A 19,167-nucleotide genomic window follows, 5' to 3' on the forward strand; every position below is an offset into this window, starting at 1 on the left:
GGTTTTCGCCCCCTCCGCCCCAACCCGTCCCTTGTCCCTGGGGCTCCGCCCCAGACCCCGCTACTCAAACGCCGGAGGGGCTGGAAATCTTTTAGCCGTCCGGCGTTTGAGGATGAGGCCGTCCAGGCCGAAGCGGGGGTCTGGGGGCGGCAGCCCCCAGAGACGGGACGGGCAGGGGCGGAGGGGGCGAGAAAACAGGCCCCCACCCCGGCGCGCGAAGGGGCGCGCAAACGGCTGAGATCCACGAATCCGTGCAGACGCCTTCACACGGACTCATGTGACGCGCAACACTCGCAGGCGCATGAACGTTGCCGCCGAGGGGCCGACACACCCCGGAAGTGAGGGCAAGTCATGTCCGTACAAGACGACCTGACGTCACTCCAGCGCTGCCTCGACGACCTCGCGAGGTCGGTGAGCCGCCTGGAGCAACAGATCGGCCGGGGCCTGGAGATGCGCCGCGTGCGCACCGACGCCGACCACCTCCGCGAGAGCATCGCGCTGCTGAAGGAGGCCGCCCCCGGCCTGACCACCCCCCGGCGCCCCGACCTCGTATCCATCCCCGACACCCCGTACGACACGTCCCTGTGGACGGACTCGGACGACGAGGGACTCGGCGCCCGCGACCGCCGCGCCCCCTGAATCCGCCCCTGGGCCGAAACCCGAACGCGAACCCGACCGGAGTCATGAGTTGGCCACTGGTACGGAACCTCATCCCCACCGTGGCGGTGTACGCGCCGGTACACGCGCCGCGATCACCGCCCCGCACCTGCGGACGGACCGCTGGTGGCTGGCGCCCGCCGCCACTGCGGCCGGTCTGCTGGCGTTCATCGTCTACTCGACATGGCGGGCGTTCGCCGACACGGACTACTACGCGGCGCCGTACGTCTCGCCGTTCTACTCGCCCTGTCTGGCGGACCGCTGCGAGCCGATGCGCTCCGGCCCCAACGCGGACCTCTTCGGGAGCTGGTGGGGCATCTCCCCCGCCATCCTCATCCTGATCTTCCCGCTCGGCTTCCGGCTGACCTGCTACTACTACCGCAAGGCCTACTACCGCGGCTTCTGGGCGAGCCCGCCGGCCTGCGCGGTCGCCGAGCCGCACAAGAAGTACTCGGGCGAGACCCGCTTCCCGCTGGTGCTCCAGAACATCCACCGGTACTTCTTCTACGCGGCCATCGTCGTCGCCGGGATCCTCACGTACGACACCGTGCTCTCCTTCCGCGACGAGCACTACAACTGGGGCCACATGGGCCTTGGCACCCTGGTCTTCCTGCTCAACATCACGCTGATCTGGGCGTACACCCTGTCCTGCCACTCCTGCCGGCACATCGTCGGCGGGAAGCTCAGGCACTTCTCCAGGCATCCCGTGCGCTACCGGATGTGGCAGTGGACCGGAAAGCTGAATGCCCGTCACATGCCGCTCGCCTGGGCGTCGTTGGTGAGCGTGGCGCTCGCCGACTTCTACGTGTATCTGGTCGCGTCCGGCGCCTTTGATGATCCGACCATCTTCTAGCAAAACAAGAGGGGCTTCTGATGTCCGTTGTGGACCGGCAGGAGTGGGACGTCGTCGTGGTCGGCGCCGGGGGCGCCGGCCTCCGCGCCGCCATCGAGGCACGCGAGCGTGGCGCCCGTACGGCCGTGATCTGCAAGTCCCTGTTCGGCAAGGCGCACACGGTGATGGCCGAGGGCGGCATCGCGGCCGCCATGGGCAACGTCAACTCCGGTGACAACTGGCAGGTCCACTTCCGCGACACCATGCGCGGCGGGAAATTCCTCAACCAGTGGCGGATGGCCGAGCTGCACGCGCAGGAAGCCCCGGACCGCGTATGGGAGTTGGAGACCTGGGGCGCCCTCTTCGACCGTACGAAGGACGGGCGGATCTCGCAGCGCAACTTCGGCGGGCACGAGTATCCGCGGCTCGCGCACGTCGGCGACCGGACGGGACTTGAGCTGATCCGGACCCTCCAGCAGAAGATCGTGTCCCTCCAGCAGGAGGACATGAAGGAGACGGGCGACTACGAGAGCCGCCTGAAGGTGTATCAGGAGTGCACGGTCACCAGGGTCCTGAAGGACGGCGAGCGGGTGTCCGGGGCCTTCTGCTACCAGCGTGAGTCCGGCCGCTTCTTCGTCCTCGAAGCACCCTCGGTGGTGATCGCGACCGGCGGCATCGGCAAGTCCTTCAAGGTGACGTCGAACTCGTGGGAGTACACGGGCGACGGACACGCGCTGGCCCTGCTGGCCGGCGCGCCCCTGCTGAACATGGAGTTCGTGCAGTTCCACCCGACGGGCATGGTCTGGCCGCCCTCGGTGAAGGGCATCCTCGTCACGGAGTCGGTGCGCGGCGACGGAGGCGTCCTGCGCAACTCCGACGGCAAGCGGTTCATGTTCGACTACATCCCGGACGTCTTCAAGGAGAAGTACGCGCAGTCGGAGGAGGAGGGCGACCGCTGGTACGAGGACCCGGACCACAACCGGCGTCCCCCCGAACTGCTGCCCCGGGACGAGGTCGCGCGCGCCATCAACTCCGAGGTGAAGGCCGGCCGCGGAACGCCGCACGGCGGGGTCTTCCTCGATGTCTCCACCCGGATGCCCGCCGAACTGATCCGGCGCCGACTCCCTTCCATGTACCACCAGTTCAAGGAGCTGGCGGACGTCGACATCACCGCCGAGGCGATGGAGGTCGGCCCGACCTGCCACTACGTCATGGGCGGCATCGCGGTGGAGTCGGACACGGCGGCGGCGCGCGGCGTACCCGGTCTGTTCGCGGCCGGTGAGGTCGCCGGCGGTATGCACGGCTCCAACCGGCTCGGCGGCAACTCCCTCTCCGACCTGCTGGTGTTCGGACGGCGGGCGGGACTGCACGCGGCGCAGTACGCGACCGAGCTGGGTGAACGGCCCCCGGTGGACGACCTCCAGATCGACGCGGCGGCGGCGGAGGCGCTGCGGCCGTTCTCCGCCGAGGGTCCCGAGCCGGGCAAGGACAGCGCTCATCTGGGGGACGGCCCCCAGACCCCCGGCGGCCGCCCGCCCGAGAACCCGTACACCCTCCACCAGGAACTCCAGCAGACGATGAACGACCTGGTCGGCATCATCCGCCGGGAGGCGGAGATGGAGACAGCCCTGGAGAAGCTCGCGGATCTGCGGGTACGGGCCCGCCGGGCGGGGGTGGAGGGCCACCGCCAGTTCAACCCGGGCTGGCACCTCGCCCTGGACCTGCGCAACATGCTCCTGGTCAGCGAGTGCGTCGCACGAGCCGCCCTGGAGCGTACGGAGTCCCGTGGCGGCCACACCCGCGAGGACCACCCGGCGATGGAGCGCACCTGGCGCCGTATCAACCTCCTGTGCCAACTCACCGACCCCACGGGCGGGTTGGCGGCGACCGACCCCGTGCACGGCCAGATCGACCTGAGCCGCGAGACCACCGAACCCATCCGCTCCGACCTGCTCGCCCTCTTCGAGAAAGAGGAGCTGGTCAAGTACCTCGCCGAAGAGGAGCTCTACGAGTGAGCAGCTATGAGGCCCGTTTCAAGGTGTGGCGCGGGGATGTGAAGGGCGGCGGCCTCAAGGACTTCGAGGTCGAGGTCAACGACGGCGAAGTGGTCCTCGACATCATCCACCGCCTCCAGGCGACCCAGGCCCCCGACCTGGCCGTGCGCTGGAACTGCAAGGCGGGCAAGTGCGGTTCGTGCTCGGCGGAGGTCAACGGGCGGCCGCGGCTGCTGTGCATGACGCGGATGTCGGTGTTCACGCGGGAGGAGACGATCACCGTCACACCGCTGCGCGCCTTCCCCGTCGTACGGGATCTCGTCACGGACGTGGGCTTCAACTACGCGAAGGCGCGCGAGGTGCCGGCCTTCGTGCCGCCCGCCGGGCTGGGTCCGGGCGAGTACCGGATGCAGCAGGAGGACGTGGACCGCCCGCAGGAGTTCCGCAAGTGCATCGAGTGCTTCCTGTGCCAGGACACGTGCCATGTCGTCCGGGACCACGAGGAGAACAAACCGGCGTTCGCGGGCCCGCGTTTCCTGATGCGGGTGGCCGAACTCGACATGCATCCGCTGGATGCCGCCGCCGAGTCCGGCCTGGACCGCAAACGCACCGCCCAGGACGAACACGGCCTCGGCTACTGCAACATCACCAAGTGCTGCACCGAGGTCTGCCCCGAAGGCATCAAGATCACGGACAACGCGCTGATTCCCCTGAAGGAAAGGGCTGTTGACCGCAAGTACGACCCGCTCGTGTGGCTCGGGAGCAAGATCCGGCGGCGGACCTGAGGCCTATGACCTGAGGTGCTCACGCCTCCGCTCGGAGATAGCCGGAGTGGGCCACCTGTCCGAGGAACGTGAACCGGGTGTCCCCCGCCATGTGCTTCTCGAAGGCCTCTTTGATCCCCGGCCACTTGGGGTGCCCGAAGTCGTCCAGGACGACGATGCCGCCGGGCGCGACGATCTGCTCCGCCCACTGCAGATCGGCCTCGACACCGGCGGCGGAGTGGTCACCGTCAACGATGATCACGCCGTAGGAGCGGTCGGCGAGCAGGGCGCGTACTTCCGGGTCCTCGGAGAAGCCCTGCTGGATCCGGGCCGCCGCGCCGGCCGCGCCCACCAGTGCCAGGTTGGTGCGCACCGCGGCTTCGCGTACGGGAGTGCCCGACGCGTCCTTCCCCACGGCGGCGCCGGGCTGCAGCTGCGTTCCCGCGAGCGGGTCCACGATCGTCAGACGCGGGTCACGTCCCGCGCGCTCCATCATGCGGATCAGTGCCGAGCTGAACATCCCGTACAGCGTCCCGATCTCCAGGATCTCGTCGTTCGGCGGGTCGAGCAGCGGCACTGCGGACAGCTTGCCGACGATGTTCATGGTGCCGCCGGCGATCCGGCCGACCCCGAGCGCCTCCATCGCGATGAGCAGCCGGAACGCCTGCGCGACATTGCGCTCGGCACCGTCCCGGTCACCTGTCATGTCCGCCAGCTGACCGATCGCGCGGTCGAGATTGGCTGCGGACGTCAGCCGTGACGAGCCGCGCCCGGTCTCGTCGAAGAACAGCTCCAGGGGGCGCTGGCGGTTGCGCAGCGTCTGCAGCTCCTGCTGCAACGCTTCGTACTCGGCCTTCTGCGGGACGTTCTTCAGGGAGTTCTGGACGATACGACGGGCCTGGCGCTCTATGCGCTGGTCGATGAGCTCTGTTATGGGGCGCAAGGCTCGCCGGGCAGCCTTGTTGGTGACTATCGCTCGCATCACTGTGTGGCCCTCACGGGATAGGGAAAAGTGGGACGCTATGGCCCACACAGGCAGTTCACAACCAACAAAGGTGCACATGTGGGTAAACCACACGTGACACCTAGGTGGCGGAATGCTTACGTCACCTTCCCGTTGGCGCTGCCACCGCCGATCGCACCAGGTCATCGGGCATGGGCGGCTCGCACTCGTGACCCGTGATCATGAGCGCCGCGCAGGCGACACCGGCGATCATGACAGCCAGCCTTCCCTGTACGCCGCCCAGTCCGACTCCTCGGCGGCGAAATCGATGTACAGCGCCACCCCGAAGCGCTCGCGGTCGCGGTCCGTGCGGGAGAGGCCCAGGCGGGTGCCGCGTACGGCTGCCTCGACCGTCTCGGCGGCTTCGTGGTGGCTCAGATCGTCGTCGTGGAAGAACGGCAGGCCCATCAGCAAGTCCGTTGACTCCGGGGTGACTTCGAGAGCGAGAGAGGTCTGCTGGGCGACGTACCCGCCGTACAGGCTCGCCAGCGGAAGGGCCGTGTCGTACGACATGAGGGCGATCTGGTCGACGCGGCGGGCGACCTGGCCGAAGTAGGCCTGGGACCACCACTTGGGGTGGCCCGTGAGGGTGCCCCGGATGGAGTTGGCGGCCGGGAACGGGTCGATCTGGTGGGCGGCGACGGAGAGCGGGACGCCGCGGCCGTGGGTGAGCGCGTGCAGGTCGTCGAGGAGGGAGAGGTAGTCCTGGTCGTCCGAGTGCAGCGGCTCCAGGTCGAAGTGGACGCCGTCGAAGCCCGCCCCGAGGATCTGCTCGGTGGCCCCGACCACGGCGGCCCGCGTCTCCTCCCGCTCCAGCCGCATCCCCTCCGGTTCCTCACTCGCCAGTACGTCCCCGAGCCAGGCCTGCACCCGTACGCCGGGCAGCTCGCGGTGCACGGCCCCGATCAGCCAATCCGCCTGCGAATAGGCCGACTTGGGCAACGTCCCGTCGTGCTCCAAGGGCCCCGCGTGCACATACAGGTCCCGTATCCCGGTGTCCCGCAACTGCTCCGCGAGCGCCTGGACATCCGCATCGTCCTTCCGCCCGTCGATCCAGGCGTGGCCCAGCCACAGGGCGTCACGGTTTCTGGTCTGGGTGCCGGGACCCGGGTCACCGGCGTAGTTCACCCGCAGCGCGACGCCTGCCCCGAGGGCCGGGACGACAAGCAGGAGCACGAGCCCAAGGGCGATGCGCTTGGGCCAGCGGAGCCGGGGGTGCCGCCAGGCGCGGAGGGCTCGATGGGGGCGGGGGGCTGGGTCTGCGGTCGCGTCGGGGTCGGGGTCAGGGTCAGGGTCGGGCTTCGGCTCGGGCTTGGGCACTGGCTCGGGGTCGGGGTCGGGCTTGGGCTCGGGGTCGGGCTCGGACTTAGGGGCGGGCTCGGGGCCGGGCTTGGGCTCGGGCTTGGGCTCGGGCTCGGGATCGGGATCGGGCTCGGGATCCGGCCCCGCCGCCTCCGGGGCGGGCGTGCGCTCGTCCCGCATCTCCGGATCCGGTCCCGCCTCGTATTCCGTCCGCTCGGTGTCCGTCCGCTCGGTGTCCATCCCTGTGCCCCCTCCGGTACGCCCCCGTTTCCTCCGTAACCCTAAGTACCCCCACCTCGGCGCACCCCGGTCGCGGCGGGGCGCGGGCGGTCATACGCTCCCAAATGTGACGTCGTCCCAGAGTGGAAGCCGGTCGCGCCGAGCGGCGTCGCACATAGCCGTGCGGGGTGTGTATGGCCTGGTCGGGGGGCTGGTGGCGGTGGGGTGGCTGGTGTTGCCGCTCGCGAGAACAGTCGCTGATGATCACGATCCGGTGACCGTGTCGCGGAGTGCGGCGGCACCGGCACGCGAGGCCGCCGGTGCTGATGGTGACGACCGGACGGACACCGGGGATCTCGTACTGCCCGTCGCCGCGGTGGGCGCGGCCGGCGTGCTGGCGGCGTACACGTACACGCGGCGCAGGCGGCGGGCGAGGACCCGCACGACACCGGGCGGGGTGACCCCGACGGTCGTCCCGCTTGCCGAACTCGACCGGCAGGCCCAGCAGTCGCTGGTGGACACCGACGACTGCGTCCGCACCGGTGCCGAGGAACTCGGTCTCGTCACGGCCCGGTTCGGCGACGAGGCGGTGAAGCCGTACGCGGAGGCGCTGGAGTTCGCGAGAACCGAGCTGGCGGCGGCCTTCCGGCTGCGGCAGCAGTTGGAGGACCCGGGCCCGGAACCCGACGATGAGCGCCGTCGGTTGCTGGAGGAGGTCGTCGCGCGCTGCGCTGAGGCCGGGGGACGGCTCGACGCCGAGGCCGCCGGGTTCGACCAGTTGCGTGCCCTGGAGCAGGACGCGCCGGCCGCGCTGGAGTACGCCGAGGCCCGCTTTCGTCGGCTCGCCGCGCGTACCCCGGCCGCCGAGGTCACGCTCCGCGAACTCCGCGAGCGGTACGCGCCTTCCGCGTCCGTTCCCGTAGCCGGATACGTCGAACAGGCCAAGGACCGGCTCCTGTTCGCGACGGTGCACCTCAACCGGGCGCGGCAGTCCCTCGACCGGGGTGCGGAGGACGAGGCGGCCGCCTCTCTGCGGGCCGCGGAGGGAGCCGTCGACCAGGCGGCCGTCCTTGTCGACGGTGTCGACCGGCTCGCGGGCGAACTGGCCGCTGCCGAGCAGCAGTTGCCCGTCGCGGTCGCCGCTGTGGAGGACGGGCTCGCCAAGGCGCGGGGCGAGCTGGAGAGTACGGCCGACGGTTCGCCTGAGCCGGCCGGCCGTGTCGCGCAGGCCGAGTCGGTCCTTGCCGACGTACGGCGTCCGCTGTCGGCCGGCGGGGTGCAGGATCCGCTGGACGCGTTGCGCCGGGTGGCTCGGGCCGGTGCGGATTTCGCCGACGGGGTCCTTGATCACGTCCTTCTCCCGGCGCGTAGTTCGGTCGCCATCGCGGACGACTTCCTGGGGGAGGCGGAGCGGCGGCTCTCGGGTGAGCTTGCCGAGGTTCTGGCTGCCGAGGGGCTTGCTCAGCGGGCGCGGGTGCTTGCGGAGCGGGATGTACGGGCGTACGGGCATCCCCTGGGCGAGGGGGCCGGGGTGGGCGGCGCCCTGCTCGGGGGGATCCTGCTGCCGGGCGGTGGTCCCGCGAGCTTCGGGGGGTGCCGGACGCGGGGGCGGCGGGCGGTGCCGTAGCGCGTGGGCGGGGGTTGGGTTTTTCGCCCCCTCCGCCCCTGCCCGTCCCTTGCTCCTGGGGGCTGCCGCCCCCAGACCCCCGCCATCGCGCTGAACGCACTCGTCCTCAAACGCCGGACGGGCTGAAACCACCGCCCCCCACGGGTGGGCGGGGGATCAGGACGGCACCGTCTCGTCCCCGGACGCCGGACGGGCTGAAGATCCGGACCCGGAGATCGCTCCCCCGCGTCAGAACAAGCTGAGCAACGCCTCCGCCGGGTCCGCCAGAGCCTTTCCCCCACGCGGGAGCGGGAGTTCGAACCACACCGTCTTGCCGCGTGGTGTGCGTCGGGAGCCCCAGCCGGCGGAGAGGAGGCCGACGAGTTGGAGGCCACGGCCGCCCTCGTCCGTGTCACGGGCCCGGCGGCGGCGGGGCTGGACGAGGCCGGCGTCCCAGACCTCGCAGACCAGGGTCCGGTCGAGGAGGAGCCGGAGCCTGATCTCACCCTCGCCGTAGCGGAGGGCGTTGGTGACCAGTTCGCTGACCAGGAGTTCGGCGGTGTCGACGAGCGGTTCGAGGCCCCAGGAGACGAGCTGGGTGCGTGCGTACTCGCGGGCACGCCCGACGCTGCGCGGCTCGCGGGGCAGGGTCCAGTCGCCGACGGAGTCGGCGGGCAGCCCCTGGACGCGGGCCATGAGCAGGGCGATGTCGTCCTCGCCGTGGTGGGTGTCGAGGGTGTTGAGGACGTGGTCGCAGACGTCCTCAAGGGGGCTGGAGGGGTCGGTCAGGGCGCCGACGAACGCTTGCAGGCCCTCGTCGAGGGGATGGTCGCGCGATTCGACCAGTCCATCCGTGTAGAGGGCCAAAAGAGCACCTTCGGGAAGTTCGACCTCGACCTCCTCGAAGGGCTCTCCGCCGACGCCCAGCGGCATTCCCGGCGGCACGTCGAGCATCAGCGCGGCCTCGCCGGGCTCCACAAGCACCGGCGGCAGATGGCCCGCGTTGGCGAAGGTGCACCGGCGGGTGACGGAGTCGTAGACCGCGTACACGCAGGTGGCGAGGTAGACCTCGGACAGGTCGGCGTCACGGGAGGTGCGGGCCGTACGGGTGGCCTGCTGGACACCGCCCGGTGTACCGAGCCCGCGGGCGATCTCGTCCAAGGCCGAGAGCACCTCGGCCGGTTCGAGGTCGAGAAGGGCCAGCGTCCGTACGGCGGTGCGCAGTTCGCCCATCGCGACGGCCGCGCGCAGCCCGCGTCCCATCACGTCGCCGACGACCAGCGCGGTGCGGTGGCCGGGGAGTTCGATGACGTCGAACCAGTCGCCGCCGACCTCGGTGGCAGCGTTGCCCGGCAGATACCGGCAGGCGATGTCCAGGCCGGAGGCCTCGGGGTCGCCCGGGGGCAGCAGGGACCGCTGGAGGATGAGCGCGCGCTCGTGCTCACGGCGGTACAGGCGCGCGTTGTCGATACAGACCGCGGCGCGTGCGGCGAGCTCCACCGCGAGCGCCCGGTCACGGTCCCCGAACGGCTCGCTGCCCTTCGTACGCGCGAACTGCACCAGGCCCACCACGGTGTCGTGGGCGACCATCGGCACGGCGAGCGTGGACTGGATGACGCCGCCCTCTTCGGCGGGGAGGTGCTGGGGGCGGGCGGTGCGCAGGGCGTCCGCGCAGGGCGAGGTGAACGGGAAGCGGTGGACGGCGCCGGGCGCGGGTCCGTCGGCGAAGGGCTCGCCGACGGCACTGGCGAAGGCGACGCGGCGCAGTTCCGCGCTGCCGTCGGCGAGTCCGGGCGGGGTTTCGTCACCGGCCAGGAGGCCCTGGTAGAGGTCGACGGTGGCTAGGTCGCAGAAGCCGGGGACGACGACGTCGAGGAGTTCGCGGGCGGTGGTCTCCAGGTCGAGGGAGTTGCCGATGCGGGCGCCGGCCTCGTTCAGAAGGGCGAGATTGCGCCGCGCGGAGGCGGCTTCGCGGGCTGCGGCGCGGCGGGCCGTGATGTCGGTTCCGAGCCAGGCGATGCCGATGGGGCGGCCGCTGCCGCTGTGCACGCGGTAGAGGTTGATGGACCAGTGGCGGCGCTCTTCGGAGCCGGGCACGTGGCCTGTGACGTGCATGTCCGTGATGGAGTCGCCGGTCTCCAGGACACGGCGCAGGGTCGCGGCGACGCGCTCGGCCTCTGAGCGCGGCAGATAGTCGTGGACGCCGCGCCCGCGGTGGTCCGCGGGAGTCCCGCCGAAGGTCGAGGCGAACCGCTGGTTGGCGCGCCGGACCCGCAGGTCCGTGTCGATCAGCAGAAAGCCGAACGGAGATTGTCCGAAAATCGCCTGCGAGGCGGCGAGGTCCGTCTCGATCCGCCGGAGGGTGCGGACGTCGACGACGATGCACACGGCGGCCCGCTCGCCGTCCTCGTTCGTGGTCGGCATCACATAGACCTCTGCGAGGCCCTCGGCGCCGTCCTGACCGGTCTCGGTGGGCGGCATCCGGAAGGGCACCACGCCGGTCCACTCCCGGCCGTCCAGGATCTCCGCCATCTTGCGGTGCCCGAAGTCACGCCGGTCCGGGGCGACGAAGGCCGCGATGGGGTCCATGCCGACGGCGCGGTCCGCGGATATCCCGAAGAGCTGCTCCGCGCGCAGACTCCACTGCTCGACCAGCCCGTCGGCACCGATGGAGAACGAGGCGACCTTGATGTAGTCGTAGATCGAGCCGGGCGGGCTGCTCTGCCACATCCCGTCACTCGCCCTGTCGCCTCTGGTGTCGCCCATCCCCTCGTCCAAGGCGGACAAGGCGGATCGGCGCACCACGGAGTCACCCACGGCCGAGTCACCCACGGCGCCAGTCCTCGCGCCGTCCGACGGGTCCTCGGACTCCGTGGCCTTCGCTGGTATCTCGCTCACGCGAACCGTCCCCTCCAGCTCACCGCGTCCGGCACCGGTCACCGGGGGCGGCTGACCGCAGTATCCAGTACTACGGCCCCGCACAACACGGTGTTCACGATCACAGCACGGTCCCGATGATTTTTGGACCGGCCGCGACATACTCCCAGTCTTCTAACCAGGTGGCACCCCGTCGAATCCAAGAGTCCGGCAACCGCCAGTGGCCTGAACCAATCGGTTGACACGTGCCACGGACCGATCGCCCTCATCCAGGCAGCGCCAGCTCGAACCAGACCGTCTTGCCGGTGTCCCCCGGCCGGGTGCCCCAGCGGCGCGAGGAGCCGGCCACCAGCTGGAGTCCGCGGCCGCTTTCGTCGTCGGCGTCGGCGGACCGCTCGCGGGGCGGGTCGGGCAGCGGGTCGGAGACCTCCACCAGCAGGGCGTCCGGCTCTCCACCGGTCCGCAACAGCCGTACGCCGATGGGTCCCGTCGCATGCCGCAGGGAGTTCGTCACCAGCTCGCTGACCAGCAGCGCGGCAATATCAGCAAGGCAGTCCAGCTCCCACGTGCGGAGCTGGTCCCGGACGACGGCGCGAGCGTTGCGGACGGCACCCGGCTCCGCGGGAAAGGTCCACTCGGCACAGTCGCCTTCGGTGTCGATCACGCCGATCACTTCCCAGGCCCGAAGCACACCCATGTCCGGTTTCATGGGGTTAATGGGCACATACCCGATATCCGGGCCGCCTTACCGCACCTAAGGGCGCACTGTGGCACGAACGGCGTATGCAGCACCGAACAAAAGCCATCGCGCGCGCCCCCTCACCACTGGACCTCAGTACGTGTCCCCGAGCGAGACGAGCAGGGTTCGCATGATCCGTTCCAGATCCGCAAAGTCGCCGTCGTCAAGAGCGGAGAGCAGCTTGCGCTGGTTGCGGACGTGACCTTCGACGGTGCGGTCGACGAGCTCGCGCTCCTCACCGGTCAGGGCGATGTGAAAGCTGCGGCGGTTCCCGGGCTCTCATCACGCGTCACCAGGCCCCGGGCCACGGGCCACGGGCCACGAGACGGTCCACGCGCGGCGATGCTGCTCGGCGCGGTCCTGCTCAAGGCCCGCATCCAGCCGCCGCACATCGCCTCCCGCCTGCTCGCGGCCGTCGGTGTCGCCCTGCTCGTCCTCCAGCCGCCCGCCGGCCTCGGACACCACCGGCGTCGTGGCTGGTCTTCTCGGCGCCCTGACGATGGCTTCCGGCATCGTGCTGACCAAGCGGTGGGGGCGGCCCGAAGGGGTCTCGCTGCTGACGTTCACCGGCTGGCAGACCAAGAAGGCACCGGTCTCACCACAGGCCGAGCATCGTCAGCAGAGCCTGAGCTGGGCCGGCTGCCCGGTGTCCCACTCCAGCAGCGTGGCCTTCACGGCGGGGACATCCTGGTCCAGCCAGTCCACGTCCCAGATCTCGGCCGGTGTCAGCCAGCGCAGCTCGTCGTGGTCCTGGAGCGGCCGAGGATCGGCCGAGCCGGGGAGCAGTCGCGCGGTCCACACCTGGAGGACGTACGGCACTCGCAGGGGCCACTCCCCCGGGACGCGGGCGGCGGGCTCCGCGGTGACGCCGAGTTCCTCGCGCAGCTCGCGCACCAGGGCCTGTTGAGGGGTCTCACCGGGTTCGACCTTGCCGCCGGGGAGCTCCCAGCGTCCGGCGAGCTCCGGGGGTGCGCTGCGGCGGGCGGCGAGCAGTCGCCCGCCGTTCAGGAGGGCGGCTCCGACCACCACGGTCCGTTCGGTCATGCGCCGGAGCCTACGGGAGCGCCCCGCATGCCCGGTCGCGCCCGGGGTCCGGGATCATCTGCTCGCGGTCTGCCCGTTCTGGCCGATCCGCTCGACCCAGTAGAGCTGCTTGTGCCCGCGGTCGTCGAGGCTGTCCGCGATCTTCTGGGCCTCGGCGCGGGTCGCGTACCTGCCCACGCGGTAGCGATTGCCGTTGTCGTCCTGCCGGATGACGAGCCAGGGAAGAGTGATCGTGCCGTCGTTCATCGAGCCCCTCCACTTCCCGCCCCGGGCCCCCGCCGTGCCTCGACCTCTAACGAAATCGCAATCCGCATATGCCCGAGCCTACGCCTAACCTTCACGCAGCGAACACGGCTTTTCACAAAGAGGTACGCAACCAGCCAGGAAGTGGACTTGAGTCCTGGGGCGCACACCGCCGAACGCGCCGTCGACCGCTTTCCGCGCGCCTGCGAGCAGGGCAAAGTCCTTACAGGGCGGGGCTGTTGAGAAAGGCCAGATTCCAACCAGCTTGGTTTGAGGGCCACTTCACCGGCGACTGCGGGCGCGCGCCCCTCGGATACTTCACCGGCGACTGCGGCCGCGCGCCCCTCGGCCGCTTCACCACCGGCTCGACCGGAGGTTGCCGACGCACCCCCGCGACTACTTCACCGGCAGGTGGTACGCGATCCGGTAGCGGTCCGCCGGCACGACGACGTCCGCCGTCTCGACGGGACGGCCCGACGCGAAGAACGTCCGCTGGATGACGACGACCACGTGCCCGGGAACGCCGCCCAGCGAGAGAAGCTCCTCCGCTAGACCTGGGCGGGCGCCCACCTCCTCCGTGACGTTGTCCACGATCACGTCGATGGCCGCCATGCGCTCGACCACACCCATGCCGCCGAGCGGGCCCTCCTCGGGGAGCATCACCGGCGTACGGCCCGTGACGGCGAGGGGCTCCCAGGACGTGGAGAGCATCATCGCCTCGCCCCCGTCACGGTAGACGTAGTTCGTGCACATCACGCGGTCGCCGGGCTGGACGGAGAGCCGCTCGGCGATCGCGACACTCGCCTCGACCTGCCGGCTGTGGGACTCCCAGGTGCCTCGCGCGGAGACGTCGGCCTGCTCCTGACGGAACGGGGTCGCGCCGCTGTCCGGCCGGTATCCGGAGCGGGCGACACTGCGCGGCACCGGACGCTCCCGCACATACGTGCCCGACCCGGAGCGGCCCTCGACCAGGCCCTCGGCCATCAGCACCTTGCGCGCCTCCAGCGCGACCGTGTCCGAGACGCCGTACTCCTCGCGAATCCTGGCCTGCGAGGGGAGGCGGGTGTGCGGGGGCAGTGAACCGTCGACGATCTTCTGGCGGAGATCACCCGCGACGCGCAGGTAGGCCGGCTGCTCACCGAATGTCACTGGCCGCTCCCATCAGGTTGTACAGACAGCAACAGCCTGGCAACCGTGGGTTGTCTCATGCAAGCAAAGGCCAAAGATTCACTCGATGTGATGACTTCCCCTTGCCGGGGGCTTTACCCAGGCACTTTCTCCCCGGTATAGCCGCCGTCACACCTCCAGATCGGGGTCGCCTTCGCCGTCGCCCGCCGAGCCGTCGTCCATGCCGTACGAAGGCGGGGTGGTCGCCAGGCCCAGAGCCTCGCGCGTGGTGACGGTCTTCTCGGGGTCGGTCAGGTCCAGCCCCTTCTCGTAGTGCACGTAGAAGGCGTCCACGTCCGCCGCGTCCGCCGCCTTCGCCCACTCCCCCCGCGCCGACTCAAGGTCCTTCACCAGAGCGGCGAGGGGCGTGGCCACGTCGGGGGCGAAGGTATGGTCGTGCAGCATGCCCGTCTGCTTCGTGAGCGCGTCCGACACCCTGGTCGCCCACTCCTTGTGACCCGGCAGATCGTCCTCGACGTACTCGGTGTCGGGCACCGAGTCCATCGCCGTGTTGAGCACGCGCGCGGCCTCCAGGTAGGCGAGCTGGTCCGCGTCGAGCGTCGTCGCGTCCTGGCGCAGCGAGCCGGTCAGAGTGTCCGTCTCCACCGTGTTCCCGAACACGCAGGTGATCTCACGGTCGCCCAGGCCCCAGCTCTCCCGGGTCGGCGTGAAGTAGTACAGGTCGACGTCGTCCGGGACGGCCCAGGTGTCCATCGCGTACGCGTCCTGGAGCGTGTAGCACTTGTCGTCGGCCGTGTCCGAGACCACGCTGTCGCCGGGATAACTGCCGTCGCTCATCACGAAGTTCGCGACCACCTCGCCTTGGTGCGCACCGGCGCACGGCACCTTGTCGACGTCGTACGTCATGCCCTCCAGCGAACCACCCGGCACGTCGAAGCAGTCGCCCTTGTCGAGCGAGAAAGTGCTGTTCTGCGAGTCGTTCGCCGCTTCCTTGAAGCCGTCCCAGAAGTCCCGCGCGCCGCCCGTGGTGACCGCGAGCAGGGCCAGCACCATCCCGAGCGAGGACAGCACCACACCCCCCACTGCCATCCCCTTGCCACGCTCACCCCGCTTCTTGATCTGCACCAGCGCGACGATCCCGAGGACCAGCCCGACGCCGGGGAGGAAGCAGAGAAGACCGAGCACGAGCGCGGAGATCGCAAGCCCATTGACGGGCACCGGCGGGACGGCCGCGGGGTAGCCGTAGCCCCAGGACTGGTACGGCGGCTGCAACGGCTGCTGGAACTGCTGCTGCTGGTACGGGCCTTGGGGGTAGGGGCCTTGCGGGTACGACCCCGGTGGCGTCCCAGGAGGCGTCCCTGGGGGCGTCCCAGGAGGCGGGTACTGGCCCTCGGGCTGCTGGGGGCCGGGCGGCGGGGATATGGCCACTAGTACCTTGCTCCTGGTCCGGGCGGGTGCGGGTTCGGCGTACAAACCGCCATACGAACGGCAGTACGGCTGGGCGCATCGTAAACGCGGCACGGGCAGAGGCGGAATGCGGGTCCCATGGTCGGCGTCCTCGCCTCACCGCGCCGCGCCTCATGCCTCGTCCTCGCGGCCGGCCGGGTCAGGGACCCGAAGCCGCACCGCGAGGACGAGTAGTCGCTATCCCTATCCCTGCTCAGTGCTCAGAACTGCAGAGCTAAGAACTGCACAGCTCACAACTGCAGAGCTCAGAACTACAGGGATCAGAACTACAGGGATCAGAACTGCAGGGCCCAGGAGTCGATCCGCCCCACGTCCTGCGCCGCGTTGTCACTGACCCGCAGCTTCCATACGCCGTTGGCGACCTCGGAGGAGGCGTTCACGGAGTAGGTGGTGTTGATGTTGTCGGTGCTGCCGCCCGTGCTGTACGCCTTCAGCGTGTACGCCGTGCCGTCGGGTGCGATCAACTGCACCTGGAGGTCACCGATGTACGTGTGGACGATGTTCACCGGCACGCTCAGCGCCGCGGGGGCGTTGCCCGTGACACCGCTGACCGTGATCGGCGACTCGACGGTGGTGTTGTCGGCGATCGCGTAGTCGGCGGTGTTCTCGAAGCGCGGCCCGGTCGGCGGCGGCGGAGTCGTCGTACCGCCGGGGACGTTGAGCAGCCGGTTCGGCGAGCCCGTGCCGGGGCTGGTGACCACGCCGGTCGACGAGAGGCCGATGAGCGCTGTCGCCACCTGCGCGGGTGTGGCCGTCGGGTTGTCGGCCAGATAGAGCGCCGCTGCTCCCGCCACGTGCGGCGACGCCATCGACGTACCGGAGATGGAACTCGTGGCCGTATCGCTGGTGTTCCACGACGAGGTGATCGAGGAGCCCGGCGCGAAGATGTCCAGGACCGTGCCGTAGTTGGAGTAGCTGGCGCGGGCGTCGGTCGACGTGGTCGCGCCGACCGTGATGGCCTCGGTGACGCGGGCGGGCGAGTAACTCGACGCGTTCGCGTTGCTGTTGCCCGCCGCGATGGCATAGGTGACGCCGGAGGCGATGGAGTTGCGGACGGCCGTGTCGAGCACGGTGTCCGCGCCACCGCCGAGCGACAAGTTGGCGACGGCCGGCTTGACCGCGTTCGTGGTGACCCAGTCGATGCCCGCGACGACGCCCGCGGTGGTTCCCGAGCCGGCGTTGTCGAGGACGCGGACGGCGACGATCTTCGCCTTCTTCGCGACGCCGTGCAGGGTTCCGGCGACCGTGCCCGCGACGTGCGTGCCGTGGCCGTTGCCGTCCTGCGCGGTGTTGTCGTTGTCGACGGCGTCGTAGCCGTAGGAGGCACGGCCGCCGAAGTCGCTGTGCGTGATGCGTACGCCGGTGTCGATGATGTACGCGGTCACGCCCGTCCCGGCCGAATCCGGGTAGGTGTAGCTGTTGTTGAGCGGGAGGGTCTTCTGATCGATGCGGTCCAGGCCCCAGGAGGGCGGGCTGGGCTGGGTCGCGTTGATGTGGAAGGTACGGTTCTGGACGACGGAGGCGACCGCCGGGTCGGCGGCGAACTCCTTCGCCTCGGCCTCGGTGGCCTCGACCGCGTAGCCGTTCAGGGCCTTCTTGTACGTACGCTCGATCGTGGCGCCGTACTCCTTGGCGAGGGCCCTGCCCTCGGCGGAAGCGGCCTGCGCGGCGTCCGCCTTGAGGGTCACGATGTAGCTGTCGGCGACCGCGTTGGCGGCGCCGGCGTACTGGATCTGTCCCGCTCGCTCAGGTGCCGCGTTCGCGGGCAGGGTGGAGACGGCTCCGAGGACGAGGGCCGCGCTCGCTATGCCGGCCAGTCTTCGGCGGGTGTGACGCATCACTGCCATCTGAGGGATCCTCCTCAATCGGTGGTGCGCTGGTGGGGGGTGCTGGAGACGCAAACAAGACAGGGTCATGTCATTCCGTCGTACCGATCCGTCGTACCGATCCGTCGTACCGATCCGTCGTACCGATCCGTCGTACCGATCCGTCGTACCGATCCGTCGTACCGATCCGTCGTACCGATCCACTGCGCGAATCCTGTTCAGACCCAGTGCAACGCCTGTGCGTCAGCCGAAAGATTGCGGCTTCCACAGGAATTCCACAAGGGTCCTGCAAGGACGTAACACGGGTGCCATATGCCAGTCATGACACAACGTCACCAAACGGCGCATCTAACCTGCCCACATGACATCTTTGCCGGATTGTTTCTGCCCGGTGGACGGCACGCGTGTCCCCGCCGGTTCGCTCGCCTGGTGCTGCCCGGTCTGCCGCGGCCCGCTCGACCTGGACTTCGCCCCGACACCGGCGACCCTCAAGTCCCTTTCCGGGCGGGTCAATTCACTCTGGCGGTACACGGAGTGCCTGCCGCTGACGGCCCCCACCATCAGCCTGGGCGAAGGCCGTACGCCCCTGGTCCCGCTCCGGGACGGCATCTCCGCCAAGCTCGACTTCCTGATGCCGACGCTGTCGTTCAAGGACCGCGGCGCCGTGCTCCTCGCCGAGCTGGCCCTGCGGCTGGGGGCCAGGCAGGTGCTCGCGGACAGCAGCGGCAACGCGGGGACGGCGATCGCCGCGTACTGCGCGCGGGCCGCGCTGCCGTGCACCGTATACGTGCCCGAGGGCACGTCACCGAAGAAGCTGGAGCAGATCGGGGCACACGGGGCGCGGGTGCGCGTGGTCGACGGTGACCGTGAGGCCACCGCGGCGGCCGCGCGGGAGGCCGCGGACGAGGAGGGCGTGTTCTACGCCTCGCACGTCTTCAACCCCTACTTCCTGGCCGGAACCAAGACCTACGTCCATGAACTCTGGGAGGACCTCGGCGGCCGCCTCCCCGACGTCATCGTCGTCCCCGTGGGCAACGGCACCCTGCTCCTGGGCGCCGCCCTCGCCGTCGCCGAACTCCACTCGGCGGGCTTCATCGACCGCCGGCCCGCCCTCTACGCGGTCCAGGCCGCCGCGGTCGCCCCGCTAGCCGAGGCCTGGCACGCGGGCGCCGACGACCTGGTCGGAGTGACCCCGGCGGCCCCCACCTTCGCCGAGGGCATCGCGATCCCGCGCCCGCCGCGGGCCCGCCAGATCCTGCGCGCGGTACGGGACTCCGGTGGCGCGTTCCTGACCGTGACGGAGGATCAGCTCCGGCACGCACAGACGGACTTGGCGTCACGGGGGCTGTATGTGGAGTCCACGGGGGTGGCCTGCTGGGCGGCCGTCCGGGACGGGGTGCTGGGCGAGCGGTCGGCGGTGGTGCCGTTGTGCGGGGCGGGGGTGAAGACGGGACTGGCGCACTGAC

At 70.1% G+C, this 19,167-nt stretch carries 15 protein-coding genes and 1 pseudogene; 7 read left to right on the forward strand and 9 right to left on the reverse strand.

What is annotated here, in order from left to right; genetic code table 11:
* Positions 1–351 precede the first annotated feature (351 nt).
* From ACFVKT_RS36305 to ACFVKT_RS36320, 4 genes are read left to right on the forward strand one after another with little or no spacing between them, the layout of a single operon-like run.
* On the forward strand, positions 352–639 hold the full coding sequence (locus ACFVKT_RS36305; RefSeq protein ID WP_385739860.1) for a hypothetical protein: 288 nt from the start codon (positions 352–354) through the stop codon (positions 637–639).
* 49 nt (positions 640–688) lie between these two features.
* The gene (locus tag ACFVKT_RS36310; protein WP_385739863.1) at positions 689–1,510 is read left to right on the forward strand and encodes a hypothetical protein; all 822 of its coding nucleotides are present in this window, start codon (positions 689–691) and stop codon (positions 1,508–1,510) included.
* A 20-nt stretch (positions 1,511–1,530) separates the two neighbouring features.
* Complete coding sequence (locus ACFVKT_RS36315; RefSeq protein WP_385739866.1) at positions 1,531–3,504, forward strand: fumarate reductase/succinate dehydrogenase flavoprotein subunit; 1,974 nt, start codon at positions 1,531–1,533, stop codon at positions 3,502–3,504.
* Complete coding sequence (locus ACFVKT_RS36320) at positions 3,501–4,268, forward strand: succinate dehydrogenase/fumarate reductase iron-sulfur subunit (protein ID WP_385739869.1); 768 nt, start codon at positions 3,501–3,503, stop codon at positions 4,266–4,268. Before ACFVKT_RS36315 ends, ACFVKT_RS36320 begins: the two co-directional genes overlap by 4 nt.
* A gap of 19 nt (positions 4,269–4,287) precedes the next feature.
* Here ACFVKT_RS36320 and ACFVKT_RS36325 read toward each other — a convergent pair whose 3' ends face one another.
* Both ACFVKT_RS36325 and ACFVKT_RS36330 read right to left on the reverse strand, forming a co-directional pair.
* Entirely contained in the window at positions 4,288–5,229 is a 942-nt protein-coding gene (locus ACFVKT_RS36325) for a class I SAM-dependent methyltransferase (protein WP_385739872.1), read from the reverse strand.
* A 231-nt stretch (positions 5,230–5,460) separates the two neighbouring features.
* On the reverse strand, positions 5,461–6,792 hold the full coding sequence (locus ACFVKT_RS36330) for a hypothetical protein (protein ID WP_385739874.1): 1,332 nt from the start codon (positions 6,790–6,792) through the stop codon (positions 5,461–5,463).
* Positions 6,793–7,045: 253 nt separating this feature from the next.
* On the opposite strand from ACFVKT_RS36330, the gene ACFVKT_RS36335 reads away from it, so the two are divergent.
* Positions 7,046–8,398 (forward strand): hypothetical protein, encoded by a 1,353-nt coding sequence (locus ACFVKT_RS36335; protein ID WP_385739877.1) that lies wholly within the window; start codon positions 7,046–7,048, stop codon positions 8,396–8,398.
* A gap of 228 nt (positions 8,399–8,626) precedes the next feature.
* On the opposite strand, the gene ACFVKT_RS36340 is transcribed toward ACFVKT_RS36335, so the two are convergent.
* Complete coding sequence (locus ACFVKT_RS36340) at positions 8,627–11,275, reverse strand: SpoIIE family protein phosphatase (RefSeq protein WP_385739880.1); 2,649 nt, start codon at positions 11,273–11,275, stop codon at positions 8,627–8,629.
* A 244-nt stretch (positions 11,276–11,519) separates the two neighbouring features.
* Positions 11,520–11,951, reverse strand: coding sequence for an ATP-binding protein (locus ACFVKT_RS36345; RefSeq protein ID WP_385739883.1), 432 nt, complete (start codon positions 11,949–11,951; stop codon positions 11,520–11,522).
* Between the two features lie 387 nt (positions 11,952–12,338).
* Here ACFVKT_RS36345 and ACFVKT_RS36350 point away from each other — a divergent pair.
* Positions 12,339–12,570, forward strand: a pseudogene (locus tag ACFVKT_RS36350) (EamA family transporter); the annotation flags it as partial.
* Positions 12,571–12,608: 38 nt separating this feature from the next.
* Here the strand turns inward: ACFVKT_RS36350 and ACFVKT_RS36355 are convergent.
* The 5 genes from ACFVKT_RS36355 to ACFVKT_RS36375 form a co-directional block, all read right to left on the reverse strand.
* Positions 12,609–13,037 carry a (deoxy)nucleoside triphosphate pyrophosphohydrolase gene (locus ACFVKT_RS36355; protein WP_385739886.1) on the reverse strand — a complete coding sequence of 143 codons (429 nt, stop codon included), beginning with the start codon at positions 13,035–13,037 and terminating at the stop codon, positions 12,609–12,611.
* 54 nt (positions 13,038–13,091) lie between these two features.
* Positions 13,092–13,283: an SPOR domain-containing protein gene (locus ACFVKT_RS36360; protein WP_385739889.1), complete on the reverse strand. Its 192-nt coding sequence runs from the start codon at positions 13,281–13,283 to the stop codon at positions 13,092–13,094.
* A 393-nt stretch (positions 13,284–13,676) separates the two neighbouring features.
* On the reverse strand, positions 13,677–14,429 hold the full coding sequence (locus ACFVKT_RS36365) for a GntR family transcriptional regulator (RefSeq protein WP_385739892.1): 753 nt from the start codon (positions 14,427–14,429) through the stop codon (positions 13,677–13,679).
* A gap of 147 nt (positions 14,430–14,576) precedes the next feature.
* Entirely contained in the window at positions 14,577–15,836 is a 1,260-nt protein-coding gene (locus tag ACFVKT_RS36370) for a DUF4190 domain-containing protein (protein ID WP_385739895.1), read from the reverse strand.
* 314 nt (positions 15,837–16,150) lie between these two features.
* Positions 16,151–17,722 (reverse strand): S8 family serine peptidase, encoded by a 1,572-nt coding sequence (locus ACFVKT_RS36375; protein WP_385739898.1) that lies wholly within the window; start codon positions 17,720–17,722, stop codon positions 16,151–16,153.
* Between the two features lie 340 nt (positions 17,723–18,062).
* Here ACFVKT_RS36375 and ACFVKT_RS36380 point away from each other — a divergent pair, with 340 nt between their 5' ends.
* Positions 18,063–19,166, forward strand: coding sequence for a pyridoxal-phosphate dependent enzyme (locus tag ACFVKT_RS36380; protein WP_385739900.1), 1,104 nt, complete (start codon positions 18,063–18,065; stop codon positions 19,164–19,166).
* The last annotated feature ends 1 nt before the right edge of the window (position 19,167 follow it).

Source organism: Streptomyces sp. NPDC127595 (genome assembly GCF_042671685.1).
Taxonomy (GTDB): domain Bacteria; phylum Actinomycetota; class Actinomycetes; order Streptomycetales; family Streptomycetaceae; genus Streptomyces.

What these genes read in the sequence shown, in the direction of transcription:
- ACFVKT_RS36330 (WP_385739874.1), bottom strand. Translation starts at nt 6,792, where the DNA reads ATGGACACCGAGCGGACGGACACCGAGCGGACGGAATACGAGGCGGGA.
- ACFVKT_RS36315 (WP_385739866.1), top strand. Translation starts at nt 1,531, where the DNA reads ATGTCCGTTGTGGACCGGCAGGAGTGGGACGTCGTCGTGGTCGGCGCC.
- ACFVKT_RS36375 (WP_385739898.1), bottom strand. Translation starts at nt 17,722, where the DNA reads ATGGCAGTGATGCGTCACACCCGCCGAAGACTGGCCGGCATAGCGAGC.
- ACFVKT_RS36325 (WP_385739872.1), bottom strand. Translation starts at nt 5,229, where the DNA reads ATGCGAGCGATAGTCACCAACAAGGCTGCCCGGCGAGCCTTGCGCCCC.
- ACFVKT_RS36305 (WP_385739860.1), top strand. Translation starts at nt 352, where the DNA reads ATGTCCGTACAAGACGACCTGACGTCACTCCAGCGCTGCCTCGACGAC.
- ACFVKT_RS36380 (WP_385739900.1), top strand. Translation starts at nt 18,063, where the DNA reads ATGACATCTTTGCCGGATTGTTTCTGCCCGGTGGACGGCACGCGTGTC.
- ACFVKT_RS36360 (WP_385739889.1), bottom strand. Translation starts at nt 13,283, where the DNA reads ATGAACGACGGCACGATCACTCTTCCCTGGCTCGTCATCCGGCAGGAC.
- ACFVKT_RS36355 (WP_385739886.1), bottom strand. Translation starts at nt 13,037, where the DNA reads ATGACCGAACGGACCGTGGTGGTCGGAGCCGCCCTCCTGAACGGCGGG.
- ACFVKT_RS36345 (WP_385739883.1), bottom strand. Translation starts at nt 11,951, where the DNA reads ATGGGTGTGCTTCGGGCCTGGGAAGTGATCGGCGTGATCGACACCGAA.